This is a genomic window from Pseudomonas sp. 21, from assembly GCF_000955805.1.
Classification (GTDB): Bacteria; Pseudomonadota; Gammaproteobacteria; order Pseudomonadales; family Pseudomonadaceae; genus Pseudomonas.
In genome coordinates this window covers 90,709-107,667 of sequence record NZ_JYOA01000019.1, presented here as the reverse complement: position 1 = coordinate 107,667, position 16,959 = coordinate 90,709, and the positions used below count along the sequence as shown (strand labels likewise).

The following is a 16,959-nucleotide window of genomic DNA, read 5'->3' as shown; positions in this document are numbered from 1 at the left end:
TAGGAAAGCCGGGGCGATTCACACTGTAGAGGAAGCCTATGACAAAGCAGACGAAATAGGACTGCAGGGTGAGGGTGACTGCAATGGCACCCTGGAGTGGGATGGGGTTCCCGCATGCAAGGTTTATCGGGGAGCAAGACGGCTTGTTTCCATCTCGAGCCCGACAGACATCGAGAACAATCCAACCGACGGGTGCGAAGTCACATACCTTCAAATTAGGCTCGACAGCCAGGATGCGCTTCGGGGCTACCTTGAAGGTGACGGGGAGGCCAGATTGGTCGAATAGCCCAACTGCTCAGGTCTCTCAAAACGCAAATTTGTGCCAGCACTAATTCCTAGGTTTGCGGGCATGAACCGTGAGGGAGTCATCCATGGCCAGTTCGATTCTCAAATCATGAAAAAACGGAACGGCTGCCCAGTATTGGTCAGGTGGACTTCGGCATTTGCGCCGGTTTGCTGAATGGCCTTGAGCTCCTTGGTGTTCAGCAGTTTGCCGTTCTTATTCCTGAGGCCGCCGGAGACCATCGGGTCGTGGGTGATGGTCATGCCGTTGATCTGCCAGTTCCACTTGAGCGGGACGCCAGGCGACGGTGAAACACTCTTCATCCAGAAGTTTTCGACTCTGCCGCGCAAGACATATTTCTGTTGGCTCTTGATGTTCTCGTGCAGCCATTTGTTGAGCTTCCAACCGGAATAAAGTGTGTGGAAGAACAGTGCATGGAGACCGAAAAAGACTCCCCAGCCGATGATGGATGTCGCATGTTCTGCAATTAATTCATAGGTTCCGCCGACCAGGGTTGTGCACGCGATCGCCGAGACAAGCTGGATGATGATGAACATCATGTGGCGCACGCGGCTTAGGATTCTTTTATCTTGCGGTGTCAATGCTTCGATGGTGACCAAGCACAGCTCCGGTGTCGTTGTAGCCCGTTGGAAAGGGGGGCGCTACCCGACCGGGGGAGGGATAGCGGCGGGGCGAAAGTCGGCTTCCGAGTGCGGTTCGCTCGCAACCGTTTATTGTTCAGGAGTGAAAGTGCACTCCTTGAACATGAGCATGCCCATGCTGGCGTCCAGGCCTTTGCAGTTCGCCGTGACGCGGTCGTCTTCCTTGAAGGCCTGGAGCTGTTTGTCTTCCGTCGAGACCGGGTTCAGCTGAATGCTGCCGAGCGGATCGTATTCATCATTCAGCTCTTCGGAGGGTAGCCCGAAGATCTGCATGACCTGACCGTCGATATTGACGTCGAGCCGCTTGAAGACACCGTGGACGACGAAGTCGCTCTCTTCCTGATGCTGCTCGATGAAGGCTTGCTTATCCTTGGCGTACTCGTGGGAAAGATCAACAGAGGAGTACTCGGTTGCGCAGGCCGTACCGGCAATGAGTGAAAGAGCTACAAGGGAAAGTGCTCTGTACAAGGGCATTACCTCACACACTCAAGAAATAGGGAGGGGAGGTAATATTCGTTGTATTTTGTCGAGTGGTAAGTAGGACGTTTCTCTGGTGGTTGTCAGGTTTTTACTGAATTTATGACGCGTCAACGTTGACGCCCAGAGAGCATTGCGGGATGTGACAGCACAGGGTGATGAGGTTCCCTGCTCGAGCAGGCCCCTCGCTGCCCCTCTCCCGGCGGGAGAGGGGCATTCGCGGATGTCGCGGGTTGTTGGTCAGTGAACCGGCGCCGTCACGCAGCCGGAGGCGTGCCTTCGGCGTTGGCAACCACGGCGTCGATCTGGATCGCTGCGCCCTTGGGCAGTTCCGATACGCCGACGGTTCTGCGCGCGGGCGTGCCGCCGGGGAAGTAGGTCGCGTACACCTCGTCGACTACGGCGATGTCGTCGATGTTCTTCAGGTACAGGTTGACCTTCACCACGTCGGCCAGGGCGTGGTCGATGCTTTCGACGATGGCCTTGAGGTGCTTGAAGCACTGCGCGGCCTGTTCTTTCACGCCACCTGCCACCAGTTCACCGGTCTTCACGTCCAGCGGCAGCTGGGCGGAGATGTGGTTGTAGTGGGAGAAAGCGACGGTCTGGGTGGAGTACGGGCAACGCGGCGCGGCGCCGGTGTTGTGGGCCTTGATGACGATGCCGTGACGGTCTTCCACGGCTTGCGGCGGGGTGCCGTCGCCGTGGGAGACCACGGCTTCGATCTGCACCAGGGCATCCAGCGGAAGTGCTTTTACCGTGGCCACGGTGCGTGCTGGGAAGTAGCCGACGGCGCGGGCGATGGCGGAGTCGGGGAAGAAGGTGGTGTAGACCTGGTTCACCGCTTCCATGTCGGCAAGGTTCTTGACGAAGACCGTGATGCGCACGATGTCATCGAAGGGCACGTCGATGCCTTCGAGGATGTTCTTGATGTTGCGCAGGCACTGCGCGGTCTGTTCCTTGATGCCGCCGGCCACCAGCTTCCCGGTGCGCGGGTCGATGGGCAGTTGCGCGGACAGGTTGTTGTAGTGGGAGAAGGCGACCGACTGGGTGGAGAGCGCATTCAGCGGCGCGTTCTCGGTGCTGCCTTCGACCTTGATCAGGTCGCCGGCCTGAGGTGCGTTGGGGATGGTGCCTTCGCCGCAGGTGATGAGGGCTTCGACCTGCACCTTGGCGCCCAGCGGCAGTGCTGCCACGGCGACGCTGGTGAGGGTCGGGAGGTAGGCCGGGAAGAAGGCGGCATGGACCTTGGCGACGGCTTCGGCATCGGCGATGTCGGTCAGGAAGATCGAGATGCGGACGCTGTCGTCGAGCTTGTGGCCGATGCTTTCCACCACGGCCTTGAGGTTCCTGTAGCACTGCTCGGCCTGTTCCTGCGTGCCGCCGGCGACCAGTTTGCCGGTGGCGGGGTCGACGGGCAGTTGTGCGGACAAGTTGTTGTAGTGGGAGAAGGCGACGGTCTGGGCATACGGGCCGATGCCCTGGGGTGCCTTGTCGGTGTTTCTCGCCAGTACTGCGTTGTAGCCACTCATAGGGTTGCTCCCTGGTTTGCTGGGAATCCGTGGGTTTCGTGGCAAAGGCTTACTTCGCTTCGCTATCGGTCGTTGCCACTGTTGGTCAGACGACGGATATCGAACTCGTCGAGAGGTGCGCAGACTATCGGGTCAAGGAGGGCGACCCCTTTGACTTAAGGCAAGGGTAGTGGGGTCTGTTTACCGGGTTGTTTCAATTGGCGATGGGCGTTAGTCGGGATGGTTTGCAGGGGGGGCTGGGAGGGCTTGAAGCGGAGTCAGTGCATTTCATGGGAATGCCGTGCCGGGGCGCTTCCCTCTCCCCAGCCCTCTCCCTGAAGGGAGAGGGAGCCGATCGTGCCGGCTGATGAAGTGGATTCCCATTGCGCCGAACAGTCCCCTCTCCCTTCGGAGCGGGGCGCGCAGCCAGGGTTAGGGAGAGGAGCTCTACGCAACTCAAGGTCAGAAGATGTAATCCGTTGTCAGGAAGCTCGAATCGCGGTCACGGATGATCTGGCTGATCAGTTCCTTGTTGGCGTCGGTGAAGCGCGTGGCCACCAGGGTACGGATGGAGAAGGTGCGCAGGGCGTCATGGACGGAGAGGGTGCCTTCGGCGGAGTTCTTGCGGCCGTTGAAGGGGTAGCTGTCCGGGCCGCGCTGGCACTGGGCGTTGATATTGATACGGCCGACCTGGTTGACGAAGGCGTCCACCAGCGGGCCGATCTGCTCCGGGTCGTTGCCGAACAGGCTGAGTTGCTGGCCGTAGTCGGACTGCAGGACGTAGTCGATCACCTCGTCCAGCTCGCGGTACGGCACCACCGGCACCAACGGGCCGAACTGCTCCTCGTTGTACAGGCGCATGTCGGCACGTACCGGGCTGAGCAGTGCGGGGTAGAAGAAGCTTTCACGGCTCTCGCCGCCGCCTTCGTTGATGACCTTGGCGCCCCTGGCCAGCGCGTCCTCCAGCAGGCCGTTCAGATAATCGACCTTGCCCGGCTCGGGCAGCGGCGTCAGCGCCACGCCGGGCTCCCAGGGCATGCCGGGCTTGAGTTCGGCGAGCTTGGCGCTGAACTTGTCGAGGAAGCTGTCCAGCACGTCTTCGTGGACGAAGAGGATCTTCAGCGCGGTGCAGCGCTGGCCGTTGAAGGAGAGGGCGCCGGTGATGGCTTCGCTGACGGCATTCTCCAGGTCGACGCTGGGCAGGACGATGCCGGGGTTCTTGGCGTCGAGCCCGAGGGCGGCGCGCAGGCGGTGCGGGCGCGGGTGGAGCTTCTTCAGGTCGGCGGCGCCGGAATGGGTGCCGATGAAGGCGAAGACGTCGACCTTGCCGCTGGCCATGAGTGCGCTGACAGTCTCGCGACCGCGCCCGTAGATGACATTGATCACCCCCAGCGGGAAGCTGTCGCGGAAGGCTTCGAGCAGCGGGCGGATCAGCAGCACGCCGAACTTGGCGGGCTTGAAGACCACGGTGTTGCCCATGATCAGTGCCGGGATCAGGGTGGTGAAGGTCTCGTTCAGCGGGTAGTTGTACGGGCCCATGCACAGCGCCACGCCCAGCGGCACGCGGCGGATCTGCCCCAGCGTTCCCTGTTCCAGTTCGAAGCGGCTGGAGCGGCGGTCCAGTTCCTTGAGCGCCTGGATGGTGTCGACGATGTAGTCACAGGTGCGGTCGAACTCCTTTTCCGAATCCTTGAGGTTCTTGCCGATCTCCCACATCAGCAGCTTGACCACGGCGCTGCGCTGCTCGCGCATGCGGCCGAGGAAGCGCTCGACATGGGCAATGCGCTCGGCCACGCGCAGGTTGGGCCATTCACCCTGGCCGTTGTCGTAGGCGGCCACGGCGGCGTCCAGCGCGGCGAGGGCGGCGTCGGCATCCAGCAGTGGCGTGCTGCCGAGGATCACCTGTTGGTCACCTTCCTCGGTGCTGAGGAAGAGCGGGCTGCGCACCGGCGCCAGCGGGCCGTCCCAGCGGCGCAGTTCGCCGTTGACCAGGTACTCGCGCTGCTCGACCGGAGCGTCGGGGCGCCAGGCGTCGGGGATATCGGTGAGGCGGGGGAACAGATGGTCGAGCTTGTTCTTGTCGGGCATGACTCATCCCTCGGGGGAAGGTGGGCGACTGGTCTGTTATAGATCGTAGCTACGCAAGGGTTAAACGATTCAGCATCATCGCCGTGCTTTTCGTAGGGCGGATGGCGGATAACGCGTGCCGCGTTATGCGCCCTACGGGTGTTTGGCGGGCGGCGGAGGTTGCAGCAGTTCCTGCTGCTCGGCGTAGCGGGCGCGGATGTCGAAGTCGCGGGGCCAGGTGGGCTGGGTGGGGGCTTTCGGAGTTGCGGAGGAAGTCACGGGCGATACCTCTTTGCAGGAGTCCGGTTGGCGAATGGCAGACATTCGCCTGGCAGGTGGCGGGTAAGCACCCTGTAGGAGCGCGCCATGCGCGCGATCGCGGGCGTGGCCCACTCCTACAAGGCAGCGACGTCAGACGAACAGCGACAGCAGCAGGATGAAGCCCAGGCCGACCACCGAGAGGATGGTCTCCATGGCCGTCCAGGTCTTGAAGGTCTCCATCACGCTCATGTTGAAGTACTGCTTCACCAGCCAGAAGCCGGCGTCGTTGACGTGGGACAGGATCAGCGAACCGGCACCGGTGGCGAGTACCAGCAGCTCGCGGTTGACGCCGGGGATCAGGTCGATGACCGGCACCACGATGCCCGCGCCGGTGATGGTGGCGACGGTGGCGGAGCCGGTGGCGATGCGGATCACCGCGGCGACCAGCCAGGCCAGGAGGATCGGCGAAATCTGCGCCTGCACCGCCATATGGCCGATCACGTCGCCCACGCCGCTGGCCACCAGCATCTGTTTGAAGCCGCCGCCGGCGCCGATGATCATCACGATGGCGGCGGTGGGCGCAAGGCTCTGGTCGAGCAGCTTGAGGATCTTCTTCGAGTCGAAACCACGGGCATGGCCGAAGGTGTAGAGCGACAGCAGCAGGGCCAGCAGCAGGGCAGTGATCGGGTGGCCGATCATGTCCAGCCAGGCACGGATCACGTGGCCGTCGGCGAGCATGACGTCGGCGAAGGTCTTGAGCAGCATCAGGAACACCGGCAGCAGCACAGTGAACAGGGTGACGCCGAAGCTGGGCAGGTTGCTGGTGTCCGGCTCGTGGGCAATCTGCGCCACCAGCTCTTCATTGGGCTGGCCGGGGATCATCTTCGAGATCCAGGCACCGAAGATCGGGCCGGCGATGGCGGCGGTGGGCAGGGCGACGAGCAGGCCGTAGAAGATGGTCTTGCCGATGTCTGCGCCGAACACGCCAATGGCCAGCAGCGGGCCCGGATGCGGCGGCACCAGGCCGTGCACGGCGGAGAGGCCGGCGAGCAGCGGGATGCCGATCTTGATCAGCGACACGCCGCTGCGACGCGCCACGATGAACACCAGCGGGACCAGCAGGATGAAGCCGATCTCGAAGAACAGCGGGATGCCGACCAGGAAGGCGGCGAACATCATCGCCCAGTGCACGCGCTCCTTGCCGAAGGCCTGGATCAGTGTGCGGGCGATCTGATCGGCGCCGCCGGACTCGGCCATCATCTTGCCGAGCATGGTGCCCAGGGCAAGGATGATGCCGACGAAGCCGAGCACGCCGCCAAAGCCGTCCTGGAAGGATTTGACGATGGTCGCCACCGGCATGCCGGAGGTGAGACCAAGGAAGCCGGCAGCGATGATCAGGGCAACGAAGGGGTGGATCTTGAAGTGGGTGATCAGCAGGATCAGGCCGATGATGGTGACCACCGCGTCCAGCAGCAGATAGGTGTCGTGGGACATGCCGAGCATGGGGCTCTCCTGTTGTTGTCGTTGTGTGCCGGAGCGGCTTTAGGGTGAGATAGCGCTATCTTGAGCGGGCAGGCGCTATCGAGGTCAGTCGCTGGAATGCTGTCGCCACCAGAGGTGGGCGGCTTCGGCCAGGTCGTCGACCGGGCGGGTGGCATCCAGGTGCAGGGTCAGCGGTTCGCTCAGCGGCGGTTCGAGGGCGGCGAACTGGCTGTCGATCAGGCTGGCCGGCATGAAGTGACCGGGCCGGGTGGCGACGCGCTCGGCGGCGGCGTCACGGGTCAGCTCCAGGAACACCACGCCCAGGCCGGGCACCGCGCGGCGCAGGCGTTCGCGGTAGAGGAGCTTGAGCGCGGAGCAGGTGAGTACCGGGCGCTGGCCGGCGGCGATGGCCTTCTGCAGTTCGGCGGCGAGGGTGTCGAGCCAGCCGGCGCGGTCTTCGTCGGTGAGCGGGATGCCGGCGCTCATCTTCTCGATGTTGGCAGCGGGGTGGAAGGAATCGCCTTCGATGGCGAACGCGCCGTTGCGCAGGCAGAGCGCCTCGCCGACGCTGGATTTGCCGCATCCGGAGACGCCCATGATGAGGACGGCATCGATGGAAGGGGGCATGGAGAGCCTCATCGCTGAGACAGCGCTATCTTTGTTGGGCGTAACGAAAAGCATCGGCTGCCTCCGTATTCTTGTCATTCTAGTCGGTCTGTCTCGGCGATTCGGCTGCAGTGCCCTGATGACGAGCAAGGGGCCGTCGGGCGAGGGCCAGCGGAGCTGGTCTCAGGCAATTGCCCTGGTCGCAAGACAGCGCTACCTTAGTGCCTCGATTTTTGTTTGGCAATACGCCCGATGACCGTCAAGAAGACTGACAAGAAGAACGACAAAAGCTCCCGGACGACTGGCCGACCGACACTGGATGAAGTGGCGCGCCGCGCCGGAGTAAGCCCGATCACTGCTTCGCGGGCCCTGCGTGGGGTGAGCACGGTGGCCGAGGAACTGGCGGAGAAGGTCCGACAGGCGGCCAGCGAACTGGGCTACGTCGCCAACCCCGCCGCCCGCGCGCTGGCTTCCAAGCAGAGCCACAACATCGTGGTACTGGTGCCGTCGCTGGCGAACCAGTTGTTCATCGAAACCCTCGAAGCCATCCACGCCGTGATGCACCCGCGCGGCCTGGAAGTGCTGATCGGCAACTACCACTATTCCCGCGACGAAGAAGAGAACCTGCTGCGCAACTACCTCGCGTACCAGCCGCGCGGTCTGCTGCTGACCGGCTTCGACCGCACCGAGAGTGCCCGCCGGATGATCGAGGCCAGCGGCGTACCGAGCGTCTACATGATGGACCTCGACCCTGGCGCCGGGCTGCATTGCGTGGGCTTCTCGCAGATTCGCGCAGGGGAGGCGGCGGCCACGCACCTGCTCAAGAGTGGCCGCAAGCGCCTGGCCTACATCGGCGCGCAACTGGACCAGCGCACGCTGCTGCGCGGCGAAGGTTATCGCCGCGCGTTGCAGCAGGCTGGTTGCTACGACCCCGCGCTGGAAATCCTCACGCCGCGCCCATCCTCGGTGGGCCTTGGCGGCGAGCTGTTTCGCCAGTTGCTGGCCAGCCAGCCGCAGGTGGAAGGCATCTTCTTCGGCAACGACGACCTGGCCCACGGCGCGCTGCTCGAAGCCATGCGCCACGGCATCCGCATCCCCGAGCAGGTGGCGGTGCTGGGCTTCAACGACCTGCCCAGCTCGGAATTCATGGTGCCGCGCCTGTCCAGCATCCGCACCCCGCGCAAGGCCATCGGCACCCATGCGGCGGAACGCCTGCTCGACCTCATCAACGACAAGCCGGTGAGCGAACCGGTGATGGACCTGGGGTTCGAGTTGATGGTGCGGGAGAGTAGTTGAACCAGAGATTCACCCTGGCTATTGGGTAGAATCGGCGCAAGATCACGTCCGTATATCAAGGAAAGATAATGGAGGCGGGTAACTCTCTGGCGAAGGTGGTACTTCTAGTTCTGCTGCCCGCAGTGGTCCACTTCGTGGGCATTGGCCTGCAGAACAACGTGAACCAGGACTATGTGGACCAGTGGTTCATTGGAAACTACTTTTTCATGGCCGCTCCGCACCTTCTGATGGCGGTCCTCGCCGCGGTATCGGTGTTGCGCAGGAACACACTGGTTCAGATCCTGATTGGTCTGAACGTCGTCCTCATTGCATTTACTTGCTACATCCACGGCTTCGTTTCCCCTCGGGAGACGGGGCTGGCCTGGGTGCTGTATTACCCGCTTTGCGCCCTGTTCCTACTGGCATACGGGGCAATCAGATATGTGGTTGGCCGCCGCAAGGCATAGCGCAGGTTCTTTGTAGGAGCGAGCTTGCTCGCGAACAGGTCCCCTGGCTGCGCTGGCATCAAGCGGTTCGCGAGCANNCTCGCTCCTACAAAAAGCGGGTCTCTGCGTGAACATGCCGCGCATAAAAAAGCCCGCTGGAGCGGCGGGCTGAATGCGGAGGCAAAACAATCCGGCGGGCAAGCCGCCGGAGCAATCACTCAATACGCATCGCTCATTCCATCGGTGATGGTGATGCCCTGCTTGCGCATTTCCTGGATCAACCCGGCGCGGGTGCCCGGCAGGTTGAGCAGGGCCTGGTAGCGCGTGGCTTTGACTTCCTCGGCGGTGTAGGGCTTGAACTCGGCGGGCATGCTGTCGCCAGCCATGCCTTCCTTGCGCAGCAGCCAGTTGAGCAGGTCGGCCAGTTGCGCATCGTTCAGCGCGGACTGGGACATGCCCGGCACGCGCACGAGGAATTGCCGGCCACCGTCCACCTTCAGGAAGTTGCCGACGAAGCCGTGCAGGCGCGGCGTGTCGTTGGCCTTGCTGCCGCTGCCTTCGGTGAGATGGCAGCCGGCGCATTGCAGCTGGTAGTTGGTGGCCGGGGTGTAGCTCTGCTGGGAGATCGGCTTCTGCACCTCCTCGTTGCCGGGCGCCGGCCGCTGGTGCGGATCGGGGATCGCACGGGCCTGGGCAATGGGGGCGACCAGGCTGCAGAGCAGGGCGCCGACAACGAGACTGCGCATGGGCTTTTCTCCCGACTTCAGACCGCGACGCCGCGGATGATGGTGACGGTGCAGTTGTAGATGCGCGATTCCGCGCCCAGGCACCAGTTGACGTCGTTGTTGTTGAACGGACGGTACAGCGGCTCCTCGCTCTCGTTGCGGGTACAGGCGCACTGGGAGCAGCTGTGCTTACCGCAGCAGTCGTTGTAGGAAATGATGTAGTCCTTGCCGTCCGCCGGGTTGCGGCAGGTGCCGATCCAGGTCACCTGGGAAGCATCGGTACCGGGCGGGCAGGAGGTGGTGGTGCCGCCGCAGCAGGTGCAGAGGAAACCGTCGATGGAGCAGTAGCGCCAGTAGTCGCAGCTGTTCGGGTCACCCGGATCGCCAGCCTTGGGCGCTTCGGCGGCGAGGGCCTTGGAGGTGCGGTCGATCGGCAGGATGATCGGCAGTGCCGCGCCGGCCACCAGCAGCGAGCCGAAGCGGCCCAGCAGCTTGCGCCGCGAGGTGACGTTGGCCACCTGGCGGGAGGAGCGCTCGAACAGGTTGTCGAGGAATTTCATTCTTGTTCTCTCCGTGATCAGTGGCTGTGGCCGTGGCTGGCGTCGTGGGTGTGCACGCCGTTGTGGCTATGGCCATTCATGTACTGCTGCAGGGTGGCGCTGCCCAGGTGCTCGACCTCGAACAGGCTGTCCAGGTGCTCGCGGGAGTTCACCAGGCCCTTGGCGCGCAGCACGCCCTTGCTGTCGATCAGCGCGGCGTAGGGCAGCTTGCCGATCTGGTAGGTCATGCCGACTTCCGGGCCGACCACGTAGGCGGCTTTTTCCAGGCCGTGCTCGGTGATCAGCGCCTGCTGTGCGGCCATGTCGCCGTCGCTGACGTAGATCACTTCCAGTTCGCCGGCCTTGTCCTTGGCGATGGATTTGATCGCCGGCAGCAGCGACTTGCAGATCGGGCAGGTCGGCGAGAGGAAGAACAGCAGCTGGCCGCGCTCGCCTTCATAGCCGAAGTTGACCGGGCGACCGTGGCGGTCGGCGGCGGTGACTTTCGGCGCAGGCTCGTTGACGGCCACGCCCTTGTCGACCATCAGCGCGCCGGCCGGAGCGATGCGGCCATGCAGGACGCCGATCTGGCGCACCAGCGCCATCACGGTGAAGGCGAGGGCGATGAGCAGCACCCAGAGAAGAATGTTGGAAACGATCAGGCCTTCCATTTGTTCACCTTCCGATGAGTTTGAGCAGACGGGGATGGTTCGCCAGCAGGCTGTCCGCCGCGGCATACAGGAGCAGGGTGACGGCGCTGGCCGCGAGGATCACGAAGGCGTCGAACACGCCCAGTTCGCGAGCCTGCGGGCTGCTGGCGGCGAGCAGGCCGAGGCCGGCGATGATCGCGTTGCGCAGCAGCAGCACCGGGCGCAGCGGTTGCATCTGGCCGGGGCCGGAGCAGCCGCAGTCGATGTCACGACGACCGCGCCAGAGGTTGATGCCGATGGCGCCGGCATAGAACAGGATCAGCGCCGTGGCGGCCAGGGCCGCCGCATGACGGCTCGCCGGTACCAGCAGGGCGAAGGCGATAACGCCCTCGATCACTGGCAGCACGCGGGCCACCGGGCCGACCAGCGAGGCCGGCAGCAGGCCGTAGTCTTCGACCTGGCGGGCGAAGCGCATCGGCGCGCGCAGCTTGTGGCTGGCGGCGCTGGCGAGCAGCACCGCAACGGCCACTGCACTGGCGATGATCAGGATCGGATCGGAAAACATTTCCGTACCTCTCGAGGATGACGTTCTAAAAAAGGCTTAGTGGCTCAGGACCAGGATCGGGGTCTTGGCGATCTTGTCCATGGCGCCGTTGTACTTGCCGGTCTTCAGGTCGAAGATCTGCAGGCCGCCTTCGATGTCGGTGCCCAGCAGCAGCGGCTTGTCGTCGGTAGTGGCGTGCAGGCTCCAGACCGGCTTGGGCGCTTCCAGGGTGCCGATCTTCTTCTGCGTCTTCAGGTCGTAGACCCAGATGAACGGGCTCGGGTCTTCCCATTTGCCGGCGCTGTGCTCTTCATGCATCAGCACGTACAGGCGGTTCAGCTTGGGCGCTACGGCCATCAGCTGCCAGCCGCCGGTGCCCCAGCCTTTCTTGCGCTCTTCGTCGGTGGTCAGCGACCAGCTCGGCAGCATCTTCGGCTTGTCGCCGGAAACGTCCACCGGCTTGACCATGCCGTCGGTGGTCACGAAGAAGTAGGTCTCGCCCACGGCCAGGCCGCGTTCGTTGAGCTTTTCCTTGTTCGGGTCGAAGAAGGGCGTCTGGCTGCGGCCGACTTCCTTGCCGTCGTCGCCGATCCTGGTGATCTGCAGCTGGCCGTCACCGCACAGCGAGGCGAAGCTGCGCTTGCCCACCGGGTAGTTGAGCACGCAGCCGCTGATGGCGATTTCGCTGGCGACCTTCTTCTCCTGCGTGTCGACCACGGTGACCGAGGTGGACGGGGTGAAGTTGTAGACGTAGACGAAGCGGTCGTCGGAGCTGGTGCCCAGGGCGTACTTCTGGGTCAGGATCGAGGCACGCTTGGCGGGGATTTCAACTTCCCACTTCGGACGCAGGTTCGAGGTGTCCCAGGCGGTCAGCACGTCGGTGCGCACGCCGCGGGTGCCGCGGGAGTAGAAGGTGTCGGCGGAGTACAGGGTCTTGGCGTCGTGGCTCAGGGTGGACGGGGCGACGAAGCCGGTGCTGACCATGCCGAGCATCTTCTTCTGCTCGGGGTCGACCACGGTGACGCGGCCGGCGATGAAGTTCTCGAACTCCACGTCGACGATGTACGCACGGTGCGGCGAGGGCGGGAACGGCAAGACGGTCTCACCGATGCTCTCGGTCGGCAGCTCGGCTTGGGCTGCGCCCATCGCGAGGCAAGTTGCCAGCGCGAGGACCGATGGAGCGAGGAACCTGGCGACGCTCATTGGCGGGTACTCCCTTTTTCTTGTTGGCGGGCTATCTGTTGTTATCAGGCCATCTGCCAGGGGCGGACAGCGGACGGAACATTGAGGAGAGTCTGCCTGCGTCGGTTCGCGCCGGACTTGTTGTCCGTGCCATTTCCTTGTCTGGGGGTGACAGGGTGTCGCAGGGAGAAAGTGCAGACTGCCGTTGCGTTTCGAGGCGGGAAATCCGCCGAACGGCACAGGCATGGATCAAGGCTTCGTCAGGTTTTGGTGCGAAAAAGCTGCATCGTGCCCCGAAAATCCGCACAATGCACATTTGAGCTATCTTGAAACGCCGTTACACCCACCGGAAGTGTGCATTGTGAACAGTTCACAATGTTCGACATGCTCAAAATTTCCGCGTCGTTCCTGATTGGCTTTTCCGGCCCGCTATTTGCGTTGGCCGGGAGTCCTCAACCAATCCTCGCGGAGACATCTGATGAGTTCCCCCAGTGAATTCCCCCTGAGCGCGACGCCCAGGGAAGGGCGCAAAGGCCTGCTGCCCATCGCCATGGTCCTGTTCAGCTTCACCTTCTTCACCGGCACCATGTTCGCCGGCGGCAAGATCGGCATGGCCTTCGACTTCGTCGACATGCTCTGGGTCGCCTTCATCGGCAACGTGCTGCTCGCCATCTACGCCGCCGCCCTGGGCCTGATCGCCTCGCGCAGCGGCCTGAACACCGTGCTGATGGGGCGCTTCTGCTTCGGCGAGCGCGGCAGCAAGCTGTCCGACTTCCTCCTCGGCTTCGCCGAACTGGGCTGGTACGCCTGGGGCACCGCCACCGTGGCCATCGTGCTGGTGAAGATGCTGAGCCTGCCCGAGTGGCTGAACATTCCGCTGATGGTGGTGTTCGGCCTGCTGTTCTCGGTCACCGCGATCATCGGCTTCAAGGGGCTGGACATCATGTCCCGCGTGTCGGTGCCGCTGATGTTCATCCTGCTGGTGGCCTCGATGGTCATCGCGACCCACCACGCCGGCGGCTGGAGTGGCCTGCTGGCGAAGGAGCCGAGCCAGACGCTGACCTTCTCCGCCGCCGTGACCATGGTCTTCGGCACCTTCGCCAGCGGCGCGACCCAGGCTACCAACTGGACGCGCATGGCGCGCAGCGGGCGCATCGCGGTGATCGCCAGCGTGGTCGCCTTCCTCATCGGCAACGGCCTGATGATCGTCGCCGGCGCCTGGTGCGCCATCGTCTACCAGAACGCCGACATCGTCGAAGTGATGGTGCTGCAGGGCCTGTCCTTCGCTGCGGTGATCATGCTCTGCCTGAACCTGTGGACCATCCAGGGCCCGACCATCTACAACGTCTCCGCCGCCGCCTGCCACCTGGTACGCAGCGAGCGTCGCCGCACCATGACCCTGCTGGCCGCCGGTATCGGCATCATCCTGGCCATCGGCGGCATGTACGAATGGCTGATCCCGTTCCTGGTGCTGCTGGGCTCGATCATCCCGCCGCTGGGCGGCGTGATCATGGCCGACTACTGGTACCGCAACCGCGGCGAGTACCCAGCGCTGGTGGGCAGCCACATTCCGGCGTTCAACGTCTCGGGCCTCGCGTCCTACGCGGTCGGCGCGGGGTTGGCCTACGCCTCGCCGTGGATCGCACCGCTGGTGGGCATCGCCGCCTCGGCCCTCTGCTACATCGTCCTCACCGAAGTCACCCGCGCCCGCGCGCCGGTGGCCGAGCCGCGCGCTTGAGCCTGAGCGTCGAGGAAATCCTCCGTCTGCCGGGGCTGGAAAGCCTCGCGCTGCGGGCCGGCGCACGCAACCTGCATCGCAGCGTGCGCTGGTCCTACGTGGCGGAGAACGTTGGCATTGCCGACTGGGTGATGGGCGGCGAGCTGGTGTTCGTCACCGGCATCAACCACAGCCGTGACGAAGCCAACCTGCTGCAGCTGGTGCGCGAAGGCGTCGCCAGCGGCATTGCCGGCATCGTCATTCTGACCGGTGACGAGTTCATCCAGCGCATTCCCGAGTCCGTGGTGCATCTGGCCGAAGGGGAGGGGCTGCCGCTGATCGAGCAGCCCTACGCGCTGAAGATGGTCATCGTCACCCACCTGATCGGCACGGCGCTGGTACAGATGACCCAGGTGAAGACCTCGCGCCGGGACATCCTCGGCCAGCTGCTGAGCGGCGACTTCCCCAGCCTGGAGATCGTCCGTCGCCGTGCGCAACACCTGGAGTTGCCGCTGGAAGCCCCGCGCCGTCTGGTGGCGCTGCGGCTGTCCGGCGTCGACACATTGTTCCAGCAGCATGAGCCGGAAGAAGCCGAGCGCGCACTGCAACGCACCCGCCAGCGACTGCTCGACCATCTGGAAAGCTGGCAGCAGGAACGCCCCGAGCGCCTGCCGGTGGTGATCCAGGGCGACCTGTTCGTCCTGCTGCTGGCCGATTCCGAAAGTGCCGAGCGCCCCGAACTGCACGCCCTGGCCGCCGAACTGCAGCAGGAGTTGGCGCCGCTGCGGGCTTACCTCGGGCTGTCGGCCCGCGCCGATTCCTGCGCGGAATATCCCCGCGCGCTGCTCGAAGCCCGCCAGGCGCTGGATGTCGCCGAAGGCATGCAGGCGCCCGGTGGTTTCTGCGACTACCGTGAGCTGGGCGTGCTGCGCCTGCTGCGGGCGATTCCCGATCGCGCAGTGATCGAGCAGTTCATGAAGGACACCCTCGGCCCGCTCAACGATGCGGGCCGCAAACAGCCGCACCTGCTGATCGAGACGCTCGACGCGCTGGTCCAGGAAGGCGGCAACGCGCTCAAGGCGGCACAACGCCTGGGCATCCATCGCAACACCCTGAACCAGCGGATCGCGCGCATCGAGGCCCTCAGCGGCCAGTCCCTGGACGACGCGCAATTCCGCCTGAATACCTCCGTGGCGCTGCTCATCTGGCGCATGTCCAGCGCGCCGCGCCACGAATAGCCTGAAGAGGACCTTTGATCCCATGAAAATCATCAACGCCTCCCTGCGCAAGCAGACCGGCCTGTTCACCATCCGCTGCGAAGGCGACGTCATCGCCGAAGTCGTGCAGCAAGCCGGCACCCTGGCCGCCAGCGGCGACGACATCGACGCCCGAGGCAACCTGGCCATCGCCCCGCTGGTGGAGCCGCACATCCACCTCGACGCCACCCTGACCGCCGGCGAGCCGGAGTGGAACATGAGCGGCACCCTGTTCGAGGGCATCGAGCGCTGGGCCCAGCGCAAGGAAACCATCACGCACGAGGACACCAAGTCCCGCGCCCACACCACCATCCGCATGCTGGCTGCCCACGGCATCCAGCACGTGCGCACCCACGTCGACGTGACCGATCCGACCCTGGCGGCACTCAAGGCCATGGTGGAGGTCCGCGAAGAGGCGCGGCACCTGGTGGACCTGCAGATCGTTGCCTTCCCGCAGGAGGGCATAGAGTCCTACGAGGGCGGCCGCGAGCTGATGGAAGAGGCGATCCGCCTCGGCGCGGACGTGGTCGGCGGCATCCCGCACTTCGAGAACACCCGCGAGCAGGGCGTCAGCTCGATCAAGTTCCTCATGGACCTGGCCGAGCGCACCGGCTGCCTGGTGGACGTGCACTGCGACGAAACCGACGACCCGAACTCGCGCTTCCTCGAAGTGCTTGCCGAGGAAGCCCGCGTGCGCGGCATGGGTGGCCGCGTCACCGCCAGCCACACCACGGCCATGGGTTCCTACGACAACGCCTACTGCTCCAAGCTGTTCCGCCTGCTCAAGCGTTCGGGCATCAACTTCGTCTCCTGCCCGACCGAGAGCATCCACCTGCAGGGCCGCTTCGACACCTTCCCGAAACGCCGTGGCGTGACCCGCGTGGCCGAGATCGACCGCGCCGGCATGAACGTCTGCTTCGGCCAGGACTCGATCAAGGACCCGTGGTACCCGCTGGGCAACGGCAACATCCTGCGCGTGCTGGATGCCGGCCTGCACATCTGCCACATGATGGGCTTCGATGACCTGCAGCGCGCGCTGGACCTGGTCACCGACAACAGCGCCCGCGCGCTGAACCTCGGTGCGCGCTATGGCATCGCCGCCGGCCGCCCGGCGAACCTGCTGGTACTGGGCGTGGACAGTGACTACGAAGCAGTGCGCCAGCAGACCAAGGCGCTGTACTCGATCCGCAATGGCCGCGTGCTGATGAAGCGCGAGCCGGAGAAAGTAGAACTGGTCGAGGGCTGAGACGGCACCGAACTCAACCTGTAGGAGCGGGCC

At 64.2% G+C, this 16,959-nt stretch carries 18 protein-coding genes; 6 read left to right on the top strand and 12 right to left on the bottom strand.

All coding sequences use genetic code 11. The features are described from left to right. Positions 1–286: hypothetical protein (locus tag UB43_RS29970; protein ID WP_218187709.1), on the top strand; the 286-nt coding region annotated here is incomplete at its 5' end. 101 nt (positions 287–387) lie between these two features. On the opposite strand, the gene UB43_RS28650 is transcribed toward UB43_RS29970, so the two are convergent. From UB43_RS28650 to UB43_RS28625, 7 genes are all read right to left on the bottom strand, one after another. Next, a complete protein-coding gene (locus tag UB43_RS28650; protein WP_156160532.1) occupies positions 388–903 on the bottom strand; it encodes a hypothetical protein in 516 nt (171 codons plus the stop codon). A 111-nt stretch (positions 904–1,014) separates the two neighbouring features. After that, positions 1,015–1,413 (bottom strand): hypothetical protein, encoded by a 399-nt coding sequence (locus UB43_RS28645; protein ID WP_156160531.1) that lies wholly within the window; start codon positions 1,411–1,413, stop codon positions 1,015–1,017. A 266-nt stretch (positions 1,414–1,679) separates the two neighbouring features. Continuing rightward, complete coding sequence (locus UB43_RS28640; protein WP_045218004.1) at positions 1,680–2,951, bottom strand: RidA family protein; 1,272 nt, start codon at positions 2,949–2,951, stop codon at positions 1,680–1,682. Between the two features lie 441 nt (positions 2,952–3,392). Next, positions 3,393–5,018, bottom strand: coding sequence for an NADP-dependent glyceraldehyde-3-phosphate dehydrogenase (locus UB43_RS28635; RefSeq protein WP_045218003.1), 1,626 nt, complete (start codon positions 5,016–5,018; stop codon positions 3,393–3,395). 132 nt (positions 5,019–5,150) lie between these two features. Continuing rightward, a complete protein-coding gene (locus tag UB43_RS30175) occupies positions 5,151–5,276 on the bottom strand; it encodes a hypothetical protein (RefSeq protein WP_256205382.1) in 126 nt (41 codons plus the stop codon). Positions 5,277–5,408: 132 nt separating this feature from the next. Next, on the bottom strand, positions 5,409–6,761 hold the full coding sequence (locus UB43_RS28630; protein WP_045218002.1) for a GntP family permease: 1,353 nt from the start codon (positions 6,759–6,761) through the stop codon (positions 5,409–5,411). An 84-nt stretch (positions 6,762–6,845) separates the two neighbouring features. Beyond that, complete coding sequence (locus UB43_RS28625; RefSeq protein ID WP_045218001.1) at positions 6,846–7,367, bottom strand: gluconokinase; 522 nt, start codon at positions 7,365–7,367, stop codon at positions 6,846–6,848. A 231-nt stretch (positions 7,368–7,598) separates the two neighbouring features. On the opposite strand from UB43_RS28625, the gene UB43_RS28615 reads away from it, so the two are divergent. Both UB43_RS28615 and UB43_RS28610 read left to right on the top strand, forming a co-directional pair. After that, positions 7,599–8,642 (top strand): LacI family DNA-binding transcriptional regulator, encoded by a 1,044-nt coding sequence (locus UB43_RS28615; RefSeq protein WP_045217999.1) that lies wholly within the window; start codon positions 7,599–7,601, stop codon positions 8,640–8,642. 68 nt (positions 8,643–8,710) lie between these two features. Continuing rightward, positions 8,711–9,088: a hypothetical protein gene (locus tag UB43_RS28610; protein ID WP_045217998.1), complete on the top strand. Its 378-nt coding sequence runs from the start codon at positions 8,711–8,713 to the stop codon at positions 9,086–9,088. Between the two features lie 197 nt (positions 9,089–9,285). On the opposite strand, the gene UB43_RS28605 is transcribed toward UB43_RS28610, so the two are convergent. Genes UB43_RS28605 through UB43_RS28585 form a run of 5 tightly spaced genes read right to left on the bottom strand, consistent with a single transcriptional unit; the run spans position 9,286 to position 12,671 of the window. Further along, complete coding sequence (locus UB43_RS28605; protein WP_045217997.1) at positions 9,286–9,813, bottom strand: hypothetical protein; 528 nt, start codon at positions 9,811–9,813, stop codon at positions 9,286–9,288. Positions 9,814–9,830: 17 nt separating this feature from the next. After that, complete coding sequence (locus UB43_RS28600) at positions 9,831–10,352, bottom strand: methylamine dehydrogenase light chain (protein ID WP_045217996.1); 522 nt, start codon at positions 10,350–10,352, stop codon at positions 9,831–9,833. A gap of 17 nt (positions 10,353–10,369) precedes the next feature. Further along, the gene (gene mauD / locus UB43_RS28595; protein ID WP_045217995.1) at positions 10,370–11,002 is read right to left on the bottom strand and encodes a methylamine dehydrogenase accessory protein MauD; all 633 of its coding nucleotides are present in this window, start codon (positions 11,000–11,002) and stop codon (positions 10,370–10,372) included. A 4-nt stretch (positions 11,003–11,006) separates the two neighbouring features. After that, entirely contained in the window at positions 11,007–11,546 is a 540-nt protein-coding gene (locus UB43_RS28590; protein WP_045217994.1) for a MauE/DoxX family redox-associated membrane protein, read from the bottom strand. 36 nt (positions 11,547–11,582) lie between these two features. After that, a complete protein-coding gene (locus UB43_RS28585) occupies positions 11,583–12,671 on the bottom strand; it encodes an amine dehydrogenase large subunit (protein ID WP_256355405.1) in 1,089 nt (362 codons plus the stop codon). A gap of 514 nt (positions 12,672–13,185) precedes the next feature. On the opposite strand from UB43_RS28585, the gene codB reads away from it, so the two are divergent. The 3 genes from codB to codA are packed head-to-tail and all read left to right on the top strand — an operon-like array spanning position 13,186 to position 16,926. Then, positions 13,186–14,445, top strand: coding sequence for a cytosine permease (gene codB, locus UB43_RS28580; RefSeq protein WP_045217992.1), 1,260 nt, complete (start codon positions 13,186–13,188; stop codon positions 14,443–14,445). Continuing rightward, complete coding sequence (locus tag UB43_RS28575) at positions 14,442–15,662, top strand: PucR family transcriptional regulator (protein WP_045217991.1); 1,221 nt, start codon at positions 14,442–14,444, stop codon at positions 15,660–15,662. The genes codB and UB43_RS28575 overlap by 4 nt, the downstream gene beginning before the upstream one ends. A 22-nt stretch (positions 15,663–15,684) precedes the next feature. Next, positions 15,685–16,926: a cytosine deaminase gene (gene codA, locus UB43_RS28570; RefSeq protein WP_045217990.1), complete on the top strand. Its 1,242-nt coding sequence runs from the start codon at positions 15,685–15,687 to the stop codon at positions 16,924–16,926. Positions 16,927–16,959: the final 33 nt, after the last annotated feature.